At 62.5% G+C, this 22,937-nt stretch carries 17 protein-coding genes; 5 read left to right on the top strand and 12 right to left on the bottom strand.

The genetic code is table 11. The features are described from left to right. Positions 1–2: 2 nt before the first annotated feature. The 8 genes from PLU72_02185 to PLU72_02150 form a co-directional block, all read right to left on the bottom strand. Positions 3–3,485, bottom strand: a complete 3,483-nt coding sequence (locus PLU72_02185; protein HOT26967.1) for a GspE/PulE family protein — start codon at positions 3,483–3,485, stop codon at positions 3–5. Between the two features lie 23 nt (positions 3,486–3,508). After that, the gene (locus PLU72_02180) at positions 3,509–4,309 is read right to left on the bottom strand and encodes a BsuPI-related putative proteinase inhibitor (GenBank protein HOT26966.1); all 801 of its coding nucleotides are present in this window, start codon (positions 4,307–4,309) and stop codon (positions 3,509–3,511) included. Between the two features lies 1 nt (position 4,310). Further along, complete coding sequence (locus PLU72_02175; GenBank protein HOT26965.1) at positions 4,311–6,419, bottom strand: adenylate/guanylate cyclase domain-containing protein; 2,109 nt, start codon at positions 6,417–6,419, stop codon at positions 4,311–4,313. A gap of 40 nt (positions 6,420–6,459) precedes the next feature. Further along, the gene (locus PLU72_02170) at positions 6,460–7,302 is read right to left on the bottom strand and encodes a hypothetical protein (GenBank protein ID HOT26964.1); all 843 of its coding nucleotides are present in this window, start codon (positions 7,300–7,302) and stop codon (positions 6,460–6,462) included. 113 nt (positions 7,303–7,415) lie between these two features. Beyond that, complete coding sequence (locus PLU72_02165) at positions 7,416–8,054, bottom strand: hypothetical protein (protein ID HOT26963.1); 639 nt, start codon at positions 8,052–8,054, stop codon at positions 7,416–7,418. Positions 8,055–8,064: 10 nt separating this feature from the next. Then, a complete protein-coding gene (locus PLU72_02160) occupies positions 8,065–8,574 on the bottom strand; it encodes a hypothetical protein (GenBank protein ID HOT26962.1) in 510 nt (169 codons plus the stop codon). After that, complete coding sequence (locus tag PLU72_02155; GenBank protein HOT26961.1) at positions 8,558–9,040, bottom strand: hypothetical protein; 483 nt, start codon at positions 9,038–9,040, stop codon at positions 8,558–8,560. The genes PLU72_02160 and PLU72_02155 overlap by 17 nt, the downstream gene beginning before the upstream one ends. Next, entirely contained in the window at positions 9,037–10,518 is a 1,482-nt protein-coding gene (locus PLU72_02150; protein ID HOT26960.1) for a tetratricopeptide repeat protein, read from the bottom strand. Before PLU72_02150 ends, PLU72_02155 begins: the two co-directional genes overlap by 4 nt. Positions 10,519–10,643: 125 nt before the next feature. Between PLU72_02150 and PLU72_02145 the strand changes: the two genes are divergently transcribed. Continuing rightward, positions 10,644–11,564, top strand: a complete 921-nt coding sequence (locus tag PLU72_02145; protein ID HOT26959.1) for a PfkB family carbohydrate kinase — start codon at positions 10,644–10,646, stop codon at positions 11,562–11,564. Between the two features lie 18 nt (positions 11,565–11,582). Here PLU72_02145 and PLU72_02140 read toward each other — a convergent pair whose 3' ends face one another. After that, a complete protein-coding gene (locus PLU72_02140; GenBank protein HOT26958.1) occupies positions 11,583–12,428 on the bottom strand; it encodes a zinc metalloprotease HtpX in 846 nt (281 codons plus the stop codon). A gap of 268 nt (positions 12,429–12,696) precedes the next feature. On the opposite strand from PLU72_02140, the gene PLU72_02135 reads away from it, so the two are divergent. From PLU72_02135 to PLU72_02125, 3 genes are all read left to right on the top strand, one after another. Next, positions 12,697–14,256: a hypothetical protein gene (locus PLU72_02135; GenBank protein ID HOT26957.1), complete on the top strand. Its 1,560-nt coding sequence runs from the start codon at positions 12,697–12,699 to the stop codon at positions 14,254–14,256. 399 nt (positions 14,257–14,655) lie between these two features. After that, positions 14,656–15,891: a phosphoribosylamine--glycine ligase gene (gene purD / locus PLU72_02130; GenBank protein HOT26956.1), complete on the top strand. Its 1,236-nt coding sequence runs from the start codon at positions 14,656–14,658 to the stop codon at positions 15,889–15,891. An 86-nt stretch (positions 15,892–15,977) separates the two neighbouring features. After that, a complete protein-coding gene (locus PLU72_02125) occupies positions 15,978–16,712 on the top strand; it encodes a hypothetical protein (protein HOT26955.1) in 735 nt (244 codons plus the stop codon). Here PLU72_02125 and PLU72_02120 read toward each other — a convergent pair. Both PLU72_02120 and PLU72_02115 read right to left on the bottom strand, forming a co-directional pair. After that, entirely contained in the window at positions 16,702–17,430 is a 729-nt protein-coding gene (locus tag PLU72_02120) for a L,D-transpeptidase family protein (GenBank protein HOT26954.1), read from the bottom strand. The genes PLU72_02125 and PLU72_02120 overlap by 11 nt on opposite strands. 96 nt (positions 17,431–17,526) lie before the next feature. Next, entirely contained in the window at positions 17,527–18,873 is a 1,347-nt protein-coding gene (locus PLU72_02115) for a radical SAM protein (GenBank protein HOT26953.1), read from the bottom strand. 95 nt (positions 18,874–18,968) lie between these two features. On the opposite strand from PLU72_02115, the gene PLU72_02110 reads away from it, so the two are divergent. Beyond that, complete coding sequence (locus tag PLU72_02110; GenBank protein ID HOT26952.1) at positions 18,969–20,093, top strand: hypothetical protein; 1,125 nt, start codon at positions 18,969–18,971, stop codon at positions 20,091–20,093. A 106-nt stretch (positions 20,094–20,199) separates the two neighbouring features. Here PLU72_02110 and PLU72_02105 read toward each other — a convergent pair whose 3' ends face one another. After that, the gene (locus PLU72_02105; GenBank protein HOT26951.1) at positions 20,200–22,455 is read right to left on the bottom strand and encodes an MMPL family transporter; all 2,256 of its coding nucleotides are present in this window, start codon (positions 22,453–22,455) and stop codon (positions 20,200–20,202) included. Positions 22,456–22,937 lie beyond the last annotated feature (482 nt).

Genomic DNA, 22,937 nt, shown 5'->3' with positions numbered 1-22,937 from the left:
CGTCACATGCCGGCTGGCGCCTTCCGGTCGAGAAGCCGGTCGAATCCGTTCTTGAGCGAGTTCACCTTCTCGACGACGTCGAGAAGCCCCTTCGCACGCAGGCTTCCGATGAGGCTGTCGGAGAACGCCAGCTTGATCTTCGGGTGCGATGGCGGGGCGTAGCCGGGCGCGCGGTCGTCCGCGAGAACCCAGTAGACGAGCCTGTCGCAGTAGGGGACCCAGTTGGAGAAGTCGCTGAAATCGTCGTAGGCGCTGAGCTTGGCGACGACGATCTGCGGCACGTACTCGATCTGGTTCGCCGCGTTGTAGTAGATGCTCTCGGTCTCGGGCACGATCGCAGCGACCTTCAGGTTCGGCAGGGTCACCTTGAACTTCGCCTTGCCGAAATGGTTCAGGGCGATCTTCTCGGCGAGCGTCTGCCAGCGGGTGGTGATGTCGCGGATCTCCTGGGCGAAGCCGAACAGCGCCTTCTGGAAGATCTCGTTGTTCTTCAGCTCCTCGAAGCTGTTCTCGAGCGCGAGGAACGGCGAGTGGTTGAACAGGCTGCCGATCATCCAGCCCAGGCCGTTGTTGAGGAAATGGCGGCGCGTCAGCTGGGCCGGCGCCTTCGCCGTCTCCCATTGCAGGCGTTCCCCGATCAGCCACGCCGTGGCCTCTCTTGCCTTGTCGAGCGCGTCGGCCGAGCGCCATAGATCGCTCTGCTCGGAATATTCCCAGGCCTTGAACCTGTTCGGATACGCATTGTCGACGACCTGGAACAGGTTCTGGTTGAACAGATCGAGCAGTTTCGAGAGACTGTTCTGATGGAAATCGCGGAGCGTCAGCCGACGCGGCACTTCCTCGAGGGGAAGCGCGAGCCGGGATTCGATCAGCCACCGCGTGGCCGCCCGGGCCGTCTCATATCGGTCTTCCCGGAACCAGATGATCGACTCCTCGTCGACGAACTGCCACGGCTGAAATACTCCTGGATATATAGTTTGAACCATGCGATAGACGGAGTTGCCGTGGCGCTGGAGCAGGACGTCGAGACCGCAGGAACGCATGACCTCGGCGGTCAGCATCTGCGGAAGGTCGCCGCGACTGCATCCCAGTTTCGTCGTGATGAGCCACTCGAGAGCCTCGCGGGTCCGCTCGCCGAGGTCGCCGCTCGCGATCCAGGCGCCGGCCTCTCCGAATTGCCAGGGCTTATACCGTTCGGGCAGGACCATCTCGACAAGTTTGAACCGGCTTCCGCCGGCCCAGGCGACGGCCTGGTCCATGCCGTAGCCGGCGCAGAATTCGTCGGAAAAAGCCGACGGAATCTGCTCCGGATCGCTGACGCGACCGGAAAGCAGTTTCAACGCCATCTTCGTGAGCGACCTGGCAAAGATCTCGCCCGACGCCGGATCGTCGAACACGAAGTCGGGCAGCCGGCCTTGACGCTCCTGGACGTCTTCGATCAGCCCCATGACTTCGTCTTCAGTCAGCTCTTCGGGAAATCGGCCGAACCGTTTCCGGAAGCCTTCGCGGTCATGAGTGAGACCGAGCGAGCCGCGTGCTTCCTGGACCTGCAGCAGGCTCATCTGGAGCTTGGCCGCGATATCCTCGTCGGAGAAGAACAGGAACTCCTCCTCGAGACGCGCCATCAGCGACCGAACGACGGGATCGTTCATGTCGAGGGGCCGATCGACCTGGCCGCCGGCCTCCGCGCCCGCGGCCGGCACGGCGACGGCAGTCGGAGCCACGAACGTCTGGCCGGCGCCGCGGCCGAGCACCGCGGCGAGCGCCGCCGCCCCGAGGCCGGGGGCCTCGTCGTCGGACGGCGTGACGTAGAGCACTTCCTCGAGTGTGCAGGCGCCTTCGAGAGCGCGCTGGACCGCGATCTCGCGCAGGGTCTTCATGCCGCCGAGCCGGGCCACGCGCTTGATCGTCGCTTCCTGGCCGCCGCCGTCGACGATGACGTCGCGGATGGCGGGCGTGACCATCAACACCTCGTAGACGCCCTGGCGTCCGTAGACGCCGCTCTGGTTGCAGTGCTTGCAGCCGGTGCCCTTGAAGAACTTCGCTCCCATGATCTTGTTGGGCGGCAGCTTGAGCCGCTGGATCGTCTTCGGCGAGGGACGGTACTCCGTTCGGCAGTGGGGGCAGATCCGGTGGAGGAGCTTCTGGGCGATGACCGCGCGGACCGCGGCCGTGACCAGGTAGGCCGGCACGCCCATGTCGATGAGACGGTTGATCGATGCGGCCGCGTTGTTCGTGTGCAGGGTCGAGAGCACCTTGTGACCGGTCAGCGAGGCCCGGAACGCGATTTCCGCCGTTTCGAGGTCGCGGATCTCGCCGACGAGAATGACGTCGGGATCCTGGCGCAGGGCTGCTCTCAGTCCCTGGGCGAAGTCGAGGTTGATCTTCTCGTTCGTCTGGACCTGCGTGATCCCGTCGATGCGGTACTCGATCGGGTTCTCGATGGTGAAAATATTGATCTCGGTATTGTTGAAGTATTTCAGCATGCCGAACAGCGTCGTCGTCTTGCCTGCGCCGGTGGGGCCGGTGACGAGGATCATGCCGTACGGCTCGTCCATGACCGCCTTGAGCTTGTCGAGATCCTCGGGCAAAAACCCGATATTGTCGAGGTCGAACGAGGCCTCGCGCTGCAGCAGACGCAGCACGGCCTTTTCCCCGAGCAGGCTGGGCACGGTGCTGACGCGGAAGTCGATCTCGCGGTTCTCCATCTTCACCTTCAGACGGCCGTCCTGCGGCATGCGCCGCTCGGCGATGTCGAGATGGGACAGGATCTTGATGCGGCTGATCAGCGGCGCTAGCAGGCTCTTGGGGCCGGTCATCGCGTCGTGCAGGATGCCGTCGATGCGGAACCGGACCAGCAGGATGTCCTCGCGCGGCTCGACGTGAATGTCGGAGGCGCGCTTGAGAATCGCCTGTTTGAAGATCGCGTTGAGGAACTGAACCACCGGCCCTTCCTCGGACGTGCGGCGCATGATGTCTTCGCCCGACTCGCCGCCCGCGCCGCCGCCCACGAAACTTTCCTCTCCGGCGACCGAGAAGCCCTCCCAGGAATACAGCTGTTTTATAGCAAGTTCTATTTGCGCCTTGGGAGCGATGAGGATGTCCAGCTTGCACTGGGTGAGGAAGGCGATCATGTCCTGTGCCATGATGTCGAACGGATCGGCCATCACGACGGTCAGCCGGTTGCCGGTCCGCTTGTAGGGGATCATCTTGTACTGTTTGGCCTGGTATTCCGGGATCAGCGACAGGATCTTCGCATCGACCTTGATGTTGGTCAGGTCGACCACCGCCACGCCGAGAAATTCGGCCCAGAGTTCGAGAAGGTCCTTTTCGGCCATGAACCCGAGCCGGATGATGATCTCCTCGAGGCGTTCGAGCGTCTGCGCCTGGATGTTCCGTGCCTTTTCGAGCTGCTCGGCCGTCAGAATCTGCTTTTCGAGCATCAACTCTTCGATGGTGCGCTTGCTGGAATGAGGGCTGCTCATGTGGGCCTCCGGTGGCTGTTGCGTCAGTCGCGCTCGACGACCTCGACGCGGAAGGTGCGTCGTTCGAGGGAACTGTCGGCGAACTTGAATTCGGGATGCTCGTACAGGCGGACCGTGACGTGACCGACGCGCTTGGCGACGAAGGTGATGATCTCGTCCTTATCGTCGCTGCGCCGCTCGACGGGGTCGATCCGGTTGTCGTTATAGTCGTAGTCGATCATCCATCGGACCTGCCGATCCCCGGCGAAGCGCGGCACCCTGACCTCGAAATGGGAGCCGACCTTGACTTTCAGGGTGTCGAGCCGTCGCTCGACCGGCGGAAGAAGGCGGATTGCGACGGCGTTGGTCACGAGGGCCCGCGGCTCGCACATGACCATGCCCTGCACCTTGTACACGCCCTGCGGAAGCGGCCCGCCGTTGCGATCGACCGTCCGCCAGGCCATGGTCGTGGTTTCGGGACGGTCCGTCCTGATCGGGATGCTGTGCGGGGCGTCCTCCCAGCGCAGCATGTTCGACCAGCGCCAGATCTGCGTCCCATCGTGAAATGCCGCGAGATCCCAGCGCTGGCCGGTTTCGAACCGAAGATCGACGGTCTTGTCGGTGCGGTTGCGCACGTTGATCGTGAACGTCGCGACGTCGCCGGCGACGACTTCGGGCGTCTCCGGCCGGAGAGTGATCTCGAGTTCGCGCGGCTGCACGTGCTCCCACTTCCGCCATGCGGCGGCAGGGGAGGGCATGACCGCGCCGAGTGCCGTGAACAGGATCAGGGAGGGAAGCAGGCGTCGCATGATCCGATGATACACCACCCCGGGAATGACCGCCATGCTATTTCTGTTCCTGGATCATGATGCCGTCCCAGTCGGGCGGCGGCGGCGCCGCGGCATACGCCCTGCAGCGCTCGAGCAGCAGCCGGGCCGGCCTGTCCTCGACCTCGGCCGACATATACTGCGTCAGATACATGATGGCCCCGGCGAAGTTCCGGTTGAGGGCCATCTGTAGGGCATCTTCGTAGGTCTTCTTCCGGTGCTGCTGAAGCTCGATGTCGGCGCCGTCGTGGCCGTCGAGCCGGGCGAGAACCTCGTAGACGGGCACGGCCTGCTTGCGGCCCACGACCCGGATCATGCCGAGGAACCGGGTGAGAATCGCCGGCTTGACCAGGTCGGCGGTGTCGCCGCTGATCAGAATGCTCGTTCCGAACATCTTGTTGGCGGTTTCGAGGCGGGCGGCGAGGTTGACGTTGTCGCCGATGCAGGTGTAGTCGAACCGCATCCGCGAACCCATGTTGCCGACCACCACGACGCCGGTGTTGATGCCGATCCGGACGAACAGCTCCGGCTTGCCTTCCTTGCGCCACCGGGCGCGCAGTTCGGCCAGCGCCTTCTGGCTGTCGAGCGCGCACCGGCAGGCCCGGATCGCGTGGTCGGCCTGGTCGACCGGGGCGCCGAACACCGCCATGATGGCGTCGCCCTCGTATTTGTCGAGCAGCCCGTCGTATTTGAAGATGATGTCGGTCATCTCGGTCAGATACTCGTTGAGCAGGTTCACGACGACGAGCGGGGAAAGGCCTTCCGACAGGGTCGTGAAGCCTTCGATGTCTGAGAAGAAGAGCGAGAGGCAGCGTTCCTCGCCGTGAAGGTTGAGCTTGGCGGGGTCTTTCAGGATCTCGTTCACGATCGAGGCCGTGACGTAGTGCTGGAACGCATTCTTGATGCGGAGCTTGTCCGACTGTTCGGCGTAGTAGCGCATGCCGACGGCGAAAAAGAAGGTCAAATCGAGCGCCGCGACGGTCGAGGTCACGTCGACGATCCGGCCGTATCCGAAGAAGGCGACGGCGGAAAGGGCGAACAGCGCGATCGTGCCTGCCAGACTGATCGCCCCGAACGCGAGCGGCTGCAGACGCGGAGCCAGCATGAACGCTGCGATGGCGAGAGCGATTGCCGCGGCGAGCGGCGCCTGCCATGGCGGCGCGGGGGCCAGCGCTGTGCCGTCAAGGTAGTTCGACACGACCACGGCATGGATGAACGGCGGGAACTCGGGCCGGCCGAGAGGCGTGAACAGCCGTTCCTCGCTCATCGAATGGGCCGGCCCGACGATGACGACCTTGTCCTTGAAGACGGCCGGGGCGACGGAGCCCTGCCTGACGTCATACAGCGATACGCGGGTCACCGACTGCGGGTCGAAATTGTAGTTGATCAGCGCATGCTCGCGATTCGAGAGGGGAATCGAGATCGGCCCCGAGGCCGTCTTGAACGTGAGCTGGTCGTCCTCGTAGCTCAGTTTCTGGAGCGGGAGGCCCAGCCAGATCCGCACGATCTCCGCATGGAAGCCCGGCACCGGCTGCCCGCGGGCCGGCCGGAAGATGGCCGAGGAGCGTCGGATCGTCTCGTCGACCAGCGGGCTGAAATACGATGGCGCCACGTGGCCGGCCCTCGCGAGGATCGGATACGGCGTCGTCATCGTCTCGGGGCCGCGCCGGAAGGCTTTGAGAACGACGTTTCCCGCTTCCGCAACCGCGTTCGCGAGCTCCTCGTCGGCGTCCGCATCGCCGCTCGGCGTTCCGAAGAACGTGTCGAGGGCAATGACGCGGGCGCCGGCGCTCGCGATGATGCGCACGACGTCGGCGTAGGCCTGCCGGTTTCCCTGATACAGATTCTGAATCCCCAGGATCGACCGGTCGTCGGCCAGGACCAGCACGACAGGCCCCGGCGAGGCCGGCTTCGGAAGCAGGGGGGCGAGTTTTGCCGCCCAGGGGTGCCCTCCGGGGTCCGCTGCGTTCAGGCGGAGACGGCTCCAGAAATCACGCAGACGGGTGTCGAGAGCGGTAAAAAGCGGTGCCGCAAGAAGCAGCACCGCGAGAGTGGCGACGAAAAATCCTCCCGTGGGGAGGGTCTTCCACGAATGCTGGGCCTGGTTTTTCTCGTTCGAAGGTGTCAAGGATGTCTACACGTGTTTCAGGCGATTCGATGACGGAGCGTCAGGGTTGCTGAGGGTTGGGAGAATACCCGGGGCCCCCGGGCGGCGGATATTGGCCAGGCATCATGTTCAGACCGGGGAGATTCTGTCCGGGCGGCTGGTTCTGGCTGCTGAGGGGAACGAACTGGCCGGGAGGAGGGTTCTGGCCGGGTGGAGGGAACTGGCCAGGAGGATTCACCCCGGGGGGGGGAAGCTGGCCGGGGGAAGGGAACTGGCCAGGGGAAGGCAGTCCGGGAGGGAAAATCGAACCAGGGCTGCTGGAACTCGAGCTGCTCTGTTGCCAGTTCTGGTTCAGGATCTCGATTTTGTTTTTGATGATTGCGACGATCTCATCAGCGTTCTTTCCGTGTTTGAGGGCATCTTTGGCGGCTTTTTTGACCTCATCATAAAAACGCTTCCGTTTCTTTGGATCGCCCAGAAGCGCACTTTCTGCCGTTTCCATATACAATTTGAGAGGATTCTGGGGAATCATCGGATGGATGAGCTTGTCGTCCCGCAGCATTTTCAGGGCCTTCGCATACGCGTTACGATAGGTTCGAAGGAGTTGCGAGGCCTTGGCGCGTTCGGCGGGAACCGTCGACTGCTGAGCCTGTCGATAGGCATCAAAATACAACAGGTATTCCTGGATGGCGAGTTCGAGTTCTCCGAGTGGTCGCGCCTTCGCGCCCGTCGGAGCCGCATCTTTGCTGGTGAGGCTGAAGCCCTCGCTCTGGACGCTGCTTATGGTGCTGTCCGATACCTTCGTCCTGCGGTCGGTTTTGTACTCATCTTCCGCAGAAGCGGCCCCGAGAGTGAAAACAAAAAGTCCGGCCAGGAAAACAGCCGATGTTCGTCGGATTTTCATACGTCCTGTACCTCCCTTTGGGATCTCTCCTGTAATCAATTGTAACCGATTTTCATTCGTCGTGTGAACTTGCGAAATGGAGTAGCCCTGTTTTCTCGGGAAATTGGTGAACGTCAGAAGGTGATCTTTTCGCTCTCGAGAATTGAGACGATGCTCGCCCAGTCGGCTTGAAGCTCTGTTGGCAGTTTGCTCCGTTTCGACATCAGTTCGCTGGAATAGGCCGCTTTCGAGACGGATTTTTCATAGTTTTTCACGGCTTCGTAACTCAGGATATCCTGGCCGCGGAGATTTTCCATCGACGTCACGTCCGCGGCCAGGTTGATGTCATACGGTTCGATCGTGTTCCAGGTGTCGTGCGAAATGACCGTCACGGGCGGGTTGGGATCGGGATACATCTGCTCCGCGTCGCTCATGAGAATGAAGGTATGCTGGCCCTTGGCGCTCTTGGAAAACAGGTGATACAGTTCCTGGGTCAGGAGTCCCGTTCCGGTCGGCTGAATGGTCAGATCGTAGGCGATCTCCCCGATCAGCAGGTTCGTGAGCTGCTGAAGACCGGTCATATTGCCGCGAAGACGGGAAAGCCCCGAGTTGGTGCCGGCGATGGCCGCCGCTTCCGACTGGTGCACTTCGTGATATTTCACGGCCAACCGGACCTGGGAGCTTCCCGTTTGCGAAAGATACAGCAAAACGGGCACGAACACGGCCGCCAGACCGAGTACCAGAAAAAGGGCGACGCCTTTTCGTTCGTTCATGTCCATCGGTTCAATCCGCGTTCATGAGATACACGGCGTCGAGAGAAAAGACGCCGTCCGTCGACATGCAGTAGGAGATCACCCTGTTCGTGGGGCTCGTGGCTGTAAAGGTCATCGTTGCGATGCCCCGTCCGATGGGCGCCGGGTTGACGACGGGGTCGCCCGGCCCGTTTGGAATCACGCACCGGCGTACTTCCTTCGTGCCGGGAACGTGGTAATACGAAATGATCCTGCCCATGAAATCCTTGAACACGAGTTTCGTGTCGGACCGGAGAGAATCGTCGGAGTTGATTCGAGGCCAGATGATCGTGCGTGCCATTTGGACCTCCTGGATCATTTCCCAGCTCGCCCTCCGGAAGTCGTTCTGGATGTCGCTGATCCGCGTCAGCCGTTTCTGATACTCCTTCTGCATGAAGAACCAGCGGGCGACGAAACCGAGAATGAGAGCGAGAATCGTCGTGCCGATCAACAGCTCGACGAAGGTCGTTCCCCGCGCGTTTCGCCTAAAGGTCAGGTACATAGGTATACAGTTTGTAGAGCAGATCCTTTCCGCCTTCCTTCCAGGTGATAATGATGCCGACGCATTTCATCTGGTCGCCGGTGGCAAAGTTGACGTTGTTCACGATCAGGGAATACCGGAAATCGTATTTGCGAAGAAACATCCATAACTCGGGAAGCTGTGCCTGCGTGATTCGGAGCGCGCCCGCACCGGTGGTTTTGTCGTTCAGGAGGGGATTGAAAAAACCGTCGTCGGGGCCGCCGGCGATGGCGTTTCCCGGCAGGGGCACTTCAACGATCGCTTCGTAAGGGGCGTCGAACAGATGCTGGGAAATCCTGTGCGCGAGCCCGACGGCGAAGGCCAGATTCTGGCTTTTCAGCACGGCCCGACCGGACGAGCCGAACATGGTCATGACCGGAAGCATGCACATGGCGAGAATGCCCATCGCAATGATGACTTCGACGAAGGAGAGGGCCCGTCGGTTCATGGCGCGATCCCTCGGGCGTCTTCGCGCAGCTGGGCCAGCAGGTTCACCACCTCGAGATGGCCGGAAAAGCGCGGCGGGAGGCGGGTCAGCAGGTTGATCGCTTCCGGGAACCGGCCGAGTTTTCTGAGCGTTCCGGCGTATTCGAGGGCGACCGCCACGTCGCCCGTCAGATCGAACTCTTTCTGGTAATGGGCGACGGCGGTGTCCCAGTCGTGGGCGGCCACCGAGATGCGTGCCAGGAACAGGTTTGCCTGAGGCAGGCCGGGCTGCATCTCGAGGGATTTCCTGAACGCCTGGGCGGCTCCCTTGTGATCGTCGAGCGAGAAAAGGCAGCAGCCGATGCGAAACTGGGCGGCTACATGCTCCGGATCTCGATGCAGGGCGTCCCGGAACAGCGACAGGGCGTCGCCGAACTGCTCTCGGACCAGGAACATCTCGCCCATCTGAAAGTCGTTGTCTGCAGCGAGGAATTCCCGGGTGATTCTTCGCTTGGTGACGGCATCGGTCCAGAATTTTGGAAGTTTCACGGGACCCTGCGGCATCACCGCCGGTTCCGCCGGCTCCTGGCCCGTGTCGGATGACAGATACAGGACCAGCGGGATGCAGAGAGCGATCGCGACGATTCCCGCCAGAAGGTTCCTGTCGATGCCGGACAACGGGTTTGTAATAGTATTGACCATACTATTCCCGCCGGGCTCCGTGCTCGTCCTGACGCCGGCCGGGCGCAGACCTGCGAGGCGGGCCTGCGCCTGAGCCATCGTTTCCTCCGGGCGGAGCTGTGGTGCCGCCGTCTGAGCCGGATCGGGAGGACGCTGTGCCGGTTCGACTTCCGGGGCCGGGAGCGGACGTTCGGGGGGCGTCCTGAGGAGCTTGACGAACGCGTCCCGAAGGTCGGCGATACCGGGCTTCGAGGCGTCGAGCTGCGTTTCGAGGTCATGGATCACCGAATCGACGTGCTCCTGCGGAACGAGCCGGGCGAGATGTTCCAGCATCTCGTCACTGCCCGTCGAGGCCGTCAGCACGAGCGGGACGTCGCCGGGGGCGATCGTGATTCCGAGATGGGCGAGAATGGCCGCGGCCAGAGGGCCGAGCGGCGCCGGAGAAAGCAGCGCCGGGCCGAATCCAGACAGGACGAGATCTTTCGGAAACAGCTTCAGGGCCTCGAAAAGCTGGGCCGGCGGTGTCTGGAGAGCCGCAGTGCATGCCCGCTGGAGAAAGGCGGCGCGGACCTGGGGATCCGACTGGGCGATGACCATGGCCGCAAGAAGCGCGTGCGAGGGAGGAAGCGAGGGAAGGAAGGTGTCCCAGAAGGCCGTCGGCGAGCCCTTCAGGGGCAGCAGCAACAACTGGAGATCGTTCCACGAGGGACGCGACATCGGTGGGCCGGCTTCCCTGGCCCACGATGACAGCAGTTTTCGCAGATCCTGGATCGGCGAGGATCCGGCCGAGGCCGGGGGGCGTGACTTGCCTGTACTCACATCAGGATGCTTCCCATCGAAGTTCTCGCCCCTATTATGCCATCCCCGGGCTTTCTGGGCAAATACGTCGGAAATTCCCGTTTCCGCTCGCCCCGGGAGGGACGAATGCGGTAGAATCCGGGGGTATGAAACGGTTCGACGTGGCCGGTCTCGGCCAGTGTTCCATCGACCTGCTCGCGACGGTGGCCGAGTATCCGCCCGTCGACGTGAAGGCCGAGACGTCGGCATTCAGGATCCAGGGCGGCGGCCCGGTCGCGACGGCCCTGGTCGCGGCCGCGCGCCTGGGTCTCTCGACCGCGTTTCTCGGAAAGATCGGCGGCGACGAATACGGAAAGCTGATCCAACAGGGACTTGCCGACGAAGGGGTGAACCTCGAAGGTCTCGTCACGGCGCCCGACAAGGAGTCGCAGACGGCTTTCATCGCCGTCGAGCGGGGAACGGGCCGCCGCACGATCTTCTGGCATCGCGGCTCCGCCTTCCCGCTCGAGGTCGACGAGCTGCAGAAAGACGTCGTCCGGCAGAGCCGGTTCCTGCACCTCGACGGCCTGCACATCCAGGCCTCGCTTGAGGCGGCGAAGATCGCGCGGCGCATGAAGATCCCCGTGATGCTCGACTCGGGAACGTATCGTCCCGAAATCGAGCCCCTGCTCCCGCTGATCGATTATCTCGTCGTCGGCAAGGGCTTCGCGTTCAGCTTCCTGAACACGAAAGACCCGGTGGAGGCGCTCCAGGAGCTGACCACCTACGGCGCGCGCATGGTCTGCATCACGCTCGGCGAGGAAGGCTGTGTGGCCGCCGCGAACGGTGTCCTGTTCCGCCAGCGGGCCTGGAAGGTCAGCCCCGTCGTCGATACGACCGGCTGCGGCGACGCCTTTCACGGCGGCCTGATCTACGCCCTGACGAAACAATGGCCGACCCAAACCTGCCTCGGCTTCGCCGCTGCCGTCGCCGCCCTGAAATGCCGGGCGCTCGGCGGCCGGGCCGCCCTGCCGACCCTCGCCGAAACGATGGCCCTCCTTCCAAAGCGGCTGCATCCCCCCGCCTGAGGGCGACTCAGCGTCAGCTCAGATCCGCATTTCGAGAAGGCGCCGGATGCGCTCCTGCATCGGAGGATGGGTGGAGAACAGCTCCGCGAGGCCGCCGCCGCTGAAGGGGGAGGCGATGAACATGTGAGAGGTCGCCGGCTCGGCGCCGTTCATCGGCCGCACCGCGACGCCCTGCTCGAGCCGGGCCAGGGCCGAGGCCAGCCACCGTGGCTCACCGCAGAGGCGCGCGCCGGTCTCGTCGGCGAGATACTCCCGCCTCCGTGAGATCGCCATCTGAAGGAACAGGGCGATGAGCGGGGCGAGAATCACGGATACGAGCCCCAGAAGCGGATTGTCCCGCTGACCGTCTCCGTCGCGATCCGACGGCATCCCGGTCCAGAACACCAGCCGCGAGAGATACGACAGCGAACCTGCCAGAACCGAGACCACCGTCGAAAGCAGAACGTCGTAATTCGCGATATGCGCGATCTCGTGAGCCAGGACGCCCGTCAATTCCTCGCGGCTCAGGGTTGCCAAAAGTCCCTCCGTGACGGCAACGGCGCTGTGTCCGGGGCCGCGGCCGGTGGCGAACGCATTCGGCGACATTGTCGGAATGATGTAGACCTGCGGGGCGGGAATGCCGGCCCGTCCGGCCAGCGCCTGCACGATCTGATGGAGAGCGCCGAACCGCTCGGGATGGGCCGGTCTCGCGCCATACATGCTCAGCACGATCGAGTCGGAGAACCAGTAGCTCACGAACGACATGACGAACGAGATCATGAGAGCCGCAAACAGCCCCTGCTCGCCGCCGATCGCCTGCCCGGCGACGAGCGTGAGGGCTATCAGGGCCGCCAGCAGAGCATAGGTTTTCACGGCGTTTGTCATGGTGAAACACACCTCCGGAATCATGTGGTCGGATGAACGTTGTGGATCGATAGAATAAATCGCAAAACCCTTGCCAGATACCCGCTTGCATCTCAATGGCGCATCAGATGGCCTTTTTCCCGCGTTTCGCGCATGATTTCCCCCCGCGGTGCGACGTCGCACGGCGACGATGAGCATTGACGCTTTGATGATCCGTTCCTATAATTGAACTGATGTTGTACCGCTCACCGTTGTAAAAAACCGCTCCTACAGGGAATGGAGGTAGTATATGATGTTTCGAAGCAAGTTCAGGATCAGGGTGGTTTCCCTTTTCACCGTGCTGATGTTCGTGGCTTCGACGTTCGGGGCCTACGCGCAGCAGGGAACGACCGTCACGCAGGTTCCGGCCGGAACGAAGGTCGATCTTTCGTCCGTGATGAACAGCGTTCCCGAGATCGGCATGCTCAAGACCAACCTGAACACGATCGAATCGGCGCTCAAGCAGATCGAAACGACGGCAACCCCGCTCTATAACAAGGTCGCCCCCTCCAACATGGAAGCGATGACCATCGGAGAGCGCATCAAGGCGATTCTCGGCAACACCAAGTCGATGGTCAGCGACGGCATGCAGTCGTACAAGGGCCAGGTCGACAACTGGTATGCCGAGCGCGGTCTTCCGCCTGACCCCTCGTTCGAGCAACAGCTCGGCGTCGGGCTGAACGAACTCGGCGTGCAGGCCGGTCAGATGCCGATGAACGGCAAGGGCGACGCCCTTGTTTCCAAGCTGAAGACGATCGTCGACGCCATCAAGACCAAGATGAAGGTCATCATCGACGCCATCCGCGCCCGCATCGTGGCGCTGGCCCAGAAGGTCGGCCTCATGAAGAAGGGCGACAAGAAGGATCCCGCCAAGGAGCAGGAAGGCACGCTTCAGCCGCAGGCCGACGTGCAGTATGCCGACACCTTCTCGGGCAAGCTCCAGAAGGGCGTCGCCGAAGGTACCCAGAACGCCAAGCAGTCGCTCAAGAGCAGTTTCTCGTTCACCAACCTCGCCGTGACGACGAGCGTCGCCGTCGGCACCAACCTGGCCCTCCAGATGATCAGGGGTGAAAAGCCCTCGTTCGGAAAGGCCGCCAAGGCCGTCGCATCGGTCGAGTTCGCCGGCAGCGTCGTGGGTTCGGCCCTGGGCGCCGCGGGCGGCCAGTTCACCGCCTCGCTCGTCCGCGCGTTCCTGCCCGGCCCGGTCGGCGCGCTCGTCGGCGCGGTCGTTCCGGTCATGATGGGCTCGGCGGGCGGCCAGATCGGCTCCTCGCTCGCCGGCGACATCAGGAGCGGCCAGTTCAACCTCGGCAAGGCCCTCCGCCAGATCGATCCGGTCGACCTGGTCGGCTCCTCCATCGGCTCCACTATCGGCATGGCGGTTCTGTCGCCGATTCCGATCATCGGGCCCATCATCGGCGGTATCGTCGGCGGCGTGGTCGGCAGCAAGGTCGCCAAGTGGGTCCAGGGGATCTTCAAAGGAAAGAAGATCAGCATCTTCAACAGGGGCAAGACGTTCTCGACCGAAGCTTCCAACACCTCGAACGGCGGATACGGCATCACCTTCGGCGAGGGCCAGAACCTCGGCATCAACTCGGGCGGCCAGCTCGGAACCGGCATGACCCCGACCTCGAACGTCGAAGTCTCGGTCAGCGGCGACATCCAGACCGTCGAGAAGCAGTATTACGAGACCTATCTCAAATACAACAAGCTGGTCGAAAACAAGCAGTACGACGAAGCGAAGAAAGTCTACGAAGAACTCAAGGTGTATTCCGACCAGTACAACGCCCTGAAGAACAAAGCAAAGTAACCGATATACGTCCAGACGCACCCCCGCCTTTCGAGGCGGGGTTTTTTCTTTGAACCCATCCGCAGATTCCGCAGATGGGGCAGATTTGTCGAAAATCGAAAAATCGCCGACGAGATACGAAGATCGTTTTATCACACGAAGAGACAGGAACAGCTCCTCAAAATCCGGAGGGGCGGTCCGTGAACCGCCTGGAACCGTCCGCCATCGCAACAACGAGAGCCTGATTGAACATGCCAGGCGCCAAGACACGAAGAACGGTGAAAGAGATAACGAGGGGGGAAGGCTTTGTGCCGTGGTGATACACGAAAATTGCAAAAGCCGCTGTGGAATTGACTCGGAGGCTGGGATGTAGTACCATTCGGCGCTGGCGATCAGAGGTCCGGTTGTGGAGGCTGTGCAGTGAAGATTCTCGTATTGGGTTCCGGAGCGCGCGAACACGCTCTGGTTCACTCTCTTTCCCATTCCCCGTCGGTCCTGAAGATTTACGCCTGCCCGGGAAATGCCGGAATGCGGGAAATCGCCGCGTGCCAGCCTTTCCGGGGGAACGCCGAACTCGTCCAGTTCGCCCGTGACAACGTTGAGCTGGCCGTGATCGGCTCGTCGCGATACGTGACCGAAGGCACCGTCGACGCGCTCGTCCGGGCGGGCATTCCCGTCATCGGCCCCGCCGCCGACGCCGGCCGGATCGAGACCAGCAAAGCGTTCGCCGCCGCCTTCATGGTGAAGCACAACATTCCCTCGCCGATGACCCAGGTCGTCGCGAATCCGCGCGAGGCCGAGCAGTTCCTCGACGAAAACCCCTGGGTTCGCGTCGTCAAATGCGACGGCTTTTCCCGGGGAACGGGCGTCGCCGTGGTGAACTCCGTCGACGAGGCGAAAGAAGCCGCCCACCGGCTGTTCAAGAGCTTCGGCCCGCCCATCATCCTCCAGGAACGCGTCAAAGGCGTCGAGTGCTCCTACACGATCCTGACCGACGGCAACCAGTGGGTGTCGTTCAGCTCCTGCCGCGATTATAAACGCGCGCATGACAACGAAGAAGGACCGACCACCGGCGGTCTCGGAGCGGTCAGCCCGTCGCCCGACCTTACGCCCGAGCTCGAGGAGCGCATCCGGCAACGCATCGTCATTCCGACCGTCGCGGGCATGCAGGCCGACAAGCTGATGTATCGAGGCTTTCTCTCGTTCCAGCTCATGCTGACGGCGACGGGGCCGAAGGTGCTCGAGTTCAACGCGCGCCTCGGCGACCCCGAAACCCAGAGCATCCTCGCCCGGTTCCGCGGCAACCTGGCCTCCCTGTTGATGGACTGCGCTCTCGGCCGTCTCGACGCTACCGGCTCGGAAGTCGCGTTCGGCAAGCACAGCGCCGTGTCGGTCGTGCTCGCCCGCGCCGGCTACCCGAACGACGACGAGGCCCTTCCCGAGATTCTCAAGATGGAGGACGTGAAAGATTCGACCATCTATCATTCGTCGAACGAGATCGGCCCCTCGGGGGAATGGGTGTTCCGCACCGGCAGGCTCATCACCGTCTCCGCCGTCGGCGAAACCCTCGCCGACGCCCGCCGCCTCGCCTACGGCGACATCGGGAAACTGGCGCTCAAAAATATCCACTACCGCAGGGACATCGGCGCCGCCTGACCCGGTTTAATGCCGCAAATTATATATCGATAATTATATATTAGTGAATCGGGTGATGGTCCCGCGAAGATGACCGGAGAAACACGATGCCCGGACACGAAACGCTGGAAAAACTGTTCTCCTGGCTGCTGATCGCGACCCTGTGCGGCTGGGTCGCCGCCGGGTGGAACAAGGGCGCCCTTCCGCCGAAAGAGGCGATCCTTCCGGCCCTCTTCCAGGAACCCGTGCAGACCCCGACCACCCGCAAGGAGTTCAAGTTCGATTATCGCGGCGTGCATTACCGGGTCCGGCCGGTCGCCGAATACGAGCTGTGGGGCCTGGTGGTCGACCACAACAACATCAACGCCTGGTGGGACATCTACCACACCGCCGACTCGGTCGATACCCTCGACCTGGGCGTGATCTGGGGCGACAATCTGAAGATCCACGATTACCACCGGGTGAAGATGTGGAGCGGTTCGTGGAGCATCAACTGGCAGTTTCCCCCCGGCGTGACGTTCAGCCATGCCCACATTGCGAACAACCACCTGATCACGAAGGACCCGGCCACCCGGAAAAAGATCGCCACGGTCAGGAAAGGCGATCAGGTGCGTCTTCGGGGGATCCTGTGCGATTACCAGGGGTCGGACAATTACGAGTTCTGGCGCTGCAGCAGCACGACCCGCGAGGATACCGGCGGGACCGCCTGCGAGGTGGTGTACGTCGATTCGATCGAGGTTCTCAAGGCCGCAACGCCGGGATGGTATCTGCTGTATACCGTCTGTTCATGGGGCTTTGCCGTTTCCCTGCTCGGGAGAATCGCGCTTATGTTCATGGTTTGAGGCGGGGTGCGTCGCTCGCATCCGGTTCTTCGTTTGGAAAAATTGCGACGAAGACGCGAAAATCGGGGTTGAGCCAGGCGAGCAGGGTGAGCATGGAAGGTTCCGCCATGGCGACGCAGCCTGCCGTGCCGGTGGTCTGGTCCTTCCAGAGGTGCATGAAAATCGCGCTTCCAAGGCTTGCCACCACTGGAGCCGTGTTGTATTCGACGACGAGTCCCAGTTTATACAGATCGTCGGATCGCTTCATATACTCGAAGGATTTCGCCTGCGTGTGGCTTTTCCTGGTCAGGGTGTTGTAGTCGGGGGCTTCGGGATCGTCGATCCAGACGTCGTCGGGGCTCGACGGCCGGTACCGCCATCGGATATCCAGCGTCGGGGCGTAGCCGAACGCGAACCCCAGCGGAAAGATGCCTGAAGGCGTGCGGCCGTCTCCTTCACGCTTCTCGCCTTCCGGGGCCATGCCGTTCCGCCCGATAACGGCCGGGAAGGGCGGACGGGCGATTTCCCACGCGCTGTCGCGCTTCCGCAGAAGAACGACGGTTGCCGGGACGGACGCGGGATCGTTCGGGACGACCCAGATGCACTGTCCGGCTCCCAGCCTGTTCAGCTGGACTTCCAGCGCTGCCGGAATGGTCCACGTCCGTGAAGCGGTGGGTGCGGCGAGGGCGGGCGGGGCGGAAAGCGTCAGGAACAGGCATGCCAGGCATAGCAAAGACATCGGAAATCCTCCGGGGCTTGAACTGATGCCCAAGTGTAACTGAATTTGCCGCATCTGTCTCCTGCGAACGCGGAAAACCGGTGAGGCGTGGTCCGCCTACTCCCGGAACTCGTCTCCCTCGCGGGTCATGAACGTGCGGGAATACCGCTCCAGACGGCTCGCATAATGGTTGTATCCGAGGTTCGCCGGGACGGAAATCGGGAGAAGGCAACGGGAGCCGGCCAACCGCTTGAAAATCGAACGAAGCGAGTAGCTCTTCCGCCAGGCCCGGATCAGCCCTTCCTGGAGTTCATCGGGACTCATGTGGCGAGGCCGGAAGACGACGTGCTCGGCGTCGAACAACGCCCAGTCTCGCTCGATGATCCGTCCCTCCCGTTCGAGTTCGCGGTACACCTCGGTGCCGGGGAAGGGGGTCAGCACCGAATACTGGGGGAGATCCACCTCGATGTCGTAGACGAAATCGGCGGTGCGGCGGAACACGTCGCGGCGGTCGGTATCGAGGCCGAAGACGAAGCACGCCTGGACCCCGATGCCGTTGTCGTGGAACCGGCGGACGGCCTCGCGGTAGTCGGCGACCCGGTTGAAGGGTTTTCTGACTTCCTCCAGCCCCGTCTGCGAGACGGACTCGAAACCGATCAACAGGCCCCGGCAGCCGGAGTCCACCATCGCGGACAGGAGTTCCCGGTCGAAGGCGACGTCGATCGTGGCGCAGCCGACCCACCACTTCTTCAGCGGCGCCAGGCCGCGGAACAGGGCCAGCGCGTGATTGCGGTCGCAGGTGAGGCTGGGATCGAGAAAGCAGAGTTCCGACCCGTCGAGCGACTCCGCCTCGGCGACGACCTCCTCGACCGGTCGCACGAAGAACCGACTGTCCCAGGCACGGGCGATGGCGCAGAAGGAGCATTTATGGGCGCAGCCGCGGGTGGCCTCGATGGAATTTATAGTGATATATTTTGTTCGATCGAATATCGACCGGTCGGGAACGGGGGGGCTGACCTGTCTCAGGTCGAAATCGCGGCGCATCCGGTAAAAGGGCTGGAGCCGCCCGGCAGCCGCATCGCGCAGCGCCTGCGGCCAGGTCTCCTCGGCCAGCCCGATCACGACCGAGTCGGCATGTCGTTTCGCCTCCTCGGGGAGAAGCGTCGCGTGGACCCCGCCCAGGACGACGGTCTTGCCGCGGCGGCGAAAATAATCCGCCATGGCGTAGGCGCGGCTCGCGGTTCCCGTCATGACGCTGATCCCGACCAGGTCCGCATCGAGATACGAGCGGGGATCCCAGACGTCGACGCCTTCGTCGATGACCCGGACCCTGGCCCCGAGTTCGCGGGGAACGAGCGAAACGAGCGCGGCGAGCGTCAGCGGCGCATATCGGAGCGCTCGCTTATAGCTTCCGGCGGCGGGCCGATGGATGGGGCCGTGGGGGAGAACCAGCAGAATATCCAAACGGTACTGTCCCGATGCGATTGTGTTTCGGTGCGGAAAAAGGGTAGCATATTTTCGATCGGTTCTCTTCAGACAAAAACCGGATGGAGGAAAACATGAACAGGTTGTATGTAGCCCTGATCCTGTGTCTGCTCGCGGTTTCGATCTCTTCTCCCGTCCTGGCCGAGCCCTGCGCGCTCGTGAACGACCCCAGGGACCTGAGATTCGTCGACCTGGGCGGTATCTCGAGCTTCCTCGAGGACGAACTCGACCTCCAGAAGGGCCTCACCGACGTGATCGGACGCGAGGTGATCGACGCCCGGTTCAGGAAAGCCGGCATCCCCGATCCCAAGAAGGAATCGCTGGCCTACGCCATCGTCGCCCGCGAGATGCCCGTCGACCAGCTGAACGTCTGCTTCATCCTCAAAGGCAATGTGAAATACGATAAGTTCGAGGCATTTGCTGAAAAACGCTACCAGCGCTATTTCGATACCCTCAAAGCCCAGAAGATCGCCGCGCCCGCCCGCCAGTCGCGCGAGGCGCGAATCGCAGGCAAGTCCGCGCGCCTGTTCCCCTTCGCCTTCAGGCCCAGCGAGGCCGTTTTGATGAATTTCGGCCAGTATACGCTCATCGCCACCGTTCCGGCCGGCGACTACTCGCTTCTCAGCGAGATCGTGAGCGTCCTCGACGGCGACAGGCCGATGACGCGCCCCCAACCCGACAAGGTCACCTTCATGGCCGAGTTCGTTCCCATCGCCGCCGAACGCGATGAGATCAAAGCCTTCGAGAACCGCTACGATGGCTTCGTGGGCAAGACCCGCGCCACGTTCCGGAAGGTGTTCAAGCCTTCGTCCTATCTCACCGACGCACAGGCGGCCCGGCTCGAGCAGGACCTCAAGAACGGCCTCGCCGCAGTCCGGAAGTTCAGCTACGACGTCGGCGCCTCGCGCCAGGGCGACGGCTACGCGTACGAACTGAACATGCTGTTCCGGTGCGCCTCGCCCGCCGACGCCGCCCGGCTCAAGGAACAGTTGACGGCCTGGGTCGCCTCGAACGCCGGGAAGAACCTTTCCGAACAGGACCTGGTGGCTCTCAGGGCCAACCGCGTGTCGGCGAACGGCGACACCTGCATCTACACGGTGAAACTCGGCGCCACGACCGAGGAACAGTGGCAGTTCTCGGCCATGGTCATGACCCTGATGCTCCAGGATCGCCGCTTCAACACGATCTTCAAGGGCTGATGCGTCGAAACGCGATCACGGCCGGGGCGGCGACCTGCTTCCCCGGCCGTTTTCTTGGCTCGGGTATTCGTCATCCTGCCGGGAACCGGCGTTCGCCGCTTCGTGCTCACTCGACGCCCGCATCTTCGGCGGTTGCCGTCGCTCTGACCGGTTCGGAGCGGTTTTCGCCGAAGACCAGGAACAGGGCCGGCAGAAAGACCAGGTCGCCCAGGATCCCGAAGACCACGATCAGGGCGCCGATCCCGCCGAACTCCCGGAAGGGCTGGAAATCGCTGGCGAGGAAGACGGCATTGGCGAGGCCCAGCAGCAGGGCCGAGAACAGGACCGGGTGGAACATCGCGTCGAGCACCCCAAGCACCCTGCGAACCAGGCTCTTCCCGCGGCTGTCGCCGAAATGGGTGAGGATGTGGAGCGTGTCGTCCACCACCAGGCCGCTCATCACGCAGCCGACCACGGCGGTGGAGGGATTGAACGGCATTCCGGCCAGGCTCGCCGTTCCGTACGCAGCCAGGATCGGTAGAAAATTCACCAGCAGGGCGAACAGGGCCTGGCGGAACCGGCCGAACGCCACCCAGAACACCGCCACGATCATCACCAGCGCCGCGGCGAAGGAACGGGCGACGTTGTCCAGGATCAGCCCTTGCATCATCGCGCCGAGATAGATCTCGCCGGTCAGCTCGGCCTCGACGCCTTCCGGCAAGGCCCCTTCCGCAGCCGCTTTGACGGCATCGCCGATGCGCAGGATCTCGCGGTCGTCGGAGCTGGCGATGCCGATCTCGATGGCGAGCCTCCGGCCGTCGGGAGCGGCGTAAAACCCCGCCATACCGCGATTCGCGAAAAAGCTGAGGATGGCCCGTATCGCATCGGGCGTGTCGGGAATGCCCGGCGAACCCGTGAACCGCTCGTTGAACGCATGAACGAGATCGGCCGCGGAGAACACGCGGGTCACGCCGGCGACCCCGGAGACCTTCTTCTGCAGCCGTTCGGTCTGGCGGATGCCCTCCGGGGTCAGCAGGTCCCGGCCGCGCACCATCAGCGTCATCGAGTAGGGGGCGCCGAAGCGTTCGGCCATGAATCTGAACGACCGGATCAGGGGGTCGGCGGGGGAAAAAATGTCGTCGAGTCCGTTCCGGGCCGGCATCTGGAGTGCGGCAAACCCCCCGAGAAAGCTTGCAAGCGCGCCCGCCAGGAGAATCGCACGCGGATACCCGAAGACCAGCCGTTTCACGCCCCGCTGAAGCTGGAAAAACCGGGGTGAGCGCGGGCCGCCGGAAGTCGTGGCGGGCGGCCGGTGGATTCGCAGAAACGCGAAGACGAAGCCGAAGATCACGAGATACGAGAAAAAACAGGCCAGCGAGGTGTAGACGGAAAACAACTGGATGTTCCTGGACGGGTTGGCCGACAGGACGAAAAACCCGATCAGCGTGGTCAGCATGTTGATGAAACAGGGGCGGATGAGATACCGGAAATTTCTTTCGTGGAGCCGCAGATACTCGGCTTCTCCGGCCTGGTCGTCCGGGATGTCCGCCTTTCGGCCGGCTCCGGTGAAATGGCTGACGATGAAGATGATCTCGTTGAGCGAGATCACGAGGGCGAACGGAACGATGGGAGCGGTGAACAAATTTACCCGGTTGCCGTTCATGAAGTAGATGGCGAACGTGTAGACCGCTGGCAGCAGCACCGCAAGCACGATCATGAGGAGAATCCCGGGATCGGGGATCAGGAACCAGGCCAGGACGGCGCAGACGAGAAAGCTCGCCGCGAGGAAGATGCGGTTGTTGCGTTCCACCGCGGCCATGAATCGCTGTTTGAACCAGGGATACCCGAAAACGTGAAACTCGCGGCCTTCGAACAGGCCGGAAAGGGTGCGGTCGAGGCTTTCGCACAACCGGTTCTGCCAGTCGTGCCTGTCGGTGTCGGGAATCACCACGACTGCGAGGGCATGCATATCATCCGATATCAATTGCCCCTTCGCCGTCCGGTCGTCCCGGAGAAACTCGGCCAGCCGCGCGATGCGGCCGTCGGTGAGCGACTCGGCAAAACGCTCCGAATCGCGTTGGGGGCCAAGCAGGTCGAGGACCGAGAAAACCCGGCCGGCCTCGGGGACCGCTTTTACGGCGTCGACGACCCGGCGAAGATGGATGAGAGCCTGGCGGTCCAGCGCAGGGATGTCCCAGGCGATCGCGATACGCCGCTCCTCGTCGAAATGGCGTCGGAACTCCTCGTGGACCTCGAGCGCTCTCCGGTCCGTGATGGTCGACTCGATCTCGTCCTCGGTCCGGATCTCGGAAAACGCGCCGAACGACAGTATGCAGAGACCGAGAAAAACGCACAGGACGGCCCACGGAAACCTGTCTGTCAACGCGTAACACGCTCTGACGGCCCTCTCGGTGAGCGGGACGCTGTTCCGGTTCTCGATCTCCTTGAAAGGTGGCTCTTCCAGACGGTCCTCCGGCAAATACTATAGTTATATAAACAATAATAATGTATATTTTTCCGGCTTCGCCGGAGTGTCGACGGCATACTACTCGTCTCACACGTAACACGACAATCACCCGCATCCTCGATACCGTTCGTGTTGAGCTTGTCGAAGCACGAATGCACTCGCCCTTCGACAAGCTCAGGGCGAACGGCTGTGCCATGCCGGTCTTGAGGAATTATATTTTACTCGTGATAGCTGTTGCCTACCATATGAGACGAGGAGTATCGAACGATCCGCTTGCGGAAATCCGGATTCCCGCCTCCCGCCTCCTGAGAATACATGAACCAGGAACTCTGCGAAACAAAATACCTCTCCTTGTTGCCCCTGCTTTCGCGGCTGTGATAGCTTGAAAAGCGTAGAAA

This window comes from Candidatus Ozemobacteraceae bacterium, assembly GCA_035373905.1.
Lineage (GTDB): Bacteria > Muiribacteriota > Ozemobacteria > Ozemobacterales > Ozemobacteraceae > MWAR01.
Note: the sequence above shows the minus strand (reverse complement) of the source record. Positions and strands in the feature narration are given on the sequence as shown.

Excerpts from the sequence above, each read along its gene's own strand:
- PLU72_02145 (HOT26959.1), top strand. The coding sequence starts at position 10,644 with ATGAAACGGTTCGACGTGGCCGGTCTCGGCCAGTGTTCCATCGACCTG.
- PLU72_02160 (HOT26962.1), bottom strand. The coding sequence starts at position 8,574 with ATGTACCTGACCTTTAGGCGAAACGCGCGGGGAACGACCTTCGTCGAG.
- PLU72_02110 (HOT26952.1), top strand. The coding sequence starts at position 18,969 with ATGAACAGGTTGTATGTAGCCCTGATCCTGTGTCTGCTCGCGGTTTCG.
- PLU72_02155 (HOT26961.1), bottom strand. The coding sequence starts at position 9,040 with ATGAACCGACGGGCCCTCTCCTTCGTCGAAGTCATCATTGCGATGGGC.
- PLU72_02185 (HOT26967.1), bottom strand. The coding sequence starts at position 3,485 with ATGAGCAGCCCTCATTCCAGCAAGCGCACCATCGAAGAGTTGATGCTC.
- PLU72_02125 (HOT26955.1), top strand. The coding sequence starts at position 15,978 with ATGCCCGGACACGAAACGCTGGAAAAACTGTTCTCCTGGCTGCTGATC.
- PLU72_02140 (HOT26958.1), bottom strand. The coding sequence starts at position 12,428 with ATGACAAACGCCGTGAAAACCTATGCTCTGCTGGCGGCCCTGATAGCC.
- PLU72_02170 (HOT26964.1), bottom strand. The coding sequence starts at position 7,302 with ATGAAAATCCGACGAACATCGGCTGTTTTCCTGGCCGGACTTTTTGTT.
- PLU72_02165 (HOT26963.1), bottom strand. The coding sequence starts at position 8,054 with ATGAACGAACGAAAAGGCGTCGCCCTTTTTCTGGTACTCGGTCTGGCG.
- PLU72_02180 (HOT26966.1), bottom strand. The coding sequence starts at position 4,309 with ATGGCGGTCATTCCCGGGGTGGTGTATCATCGGATCATGCGACGCCTG.
- PLU72_02120 (HOT26954.1), bottom strand. The coding sequence starts at position 17,430 with ATGTCTTTGCTATGCCTGGCATGCCTGTTCCTGACGCTTTCCGCCCCG.
- PLU72_02135 (HOT26957.1), top strand. The coding sequence starts at position 12,697 with ATGATGTTTCGAAGCAAGTTCAGGATCAGGGTGGTTTCCCTTTTCACC.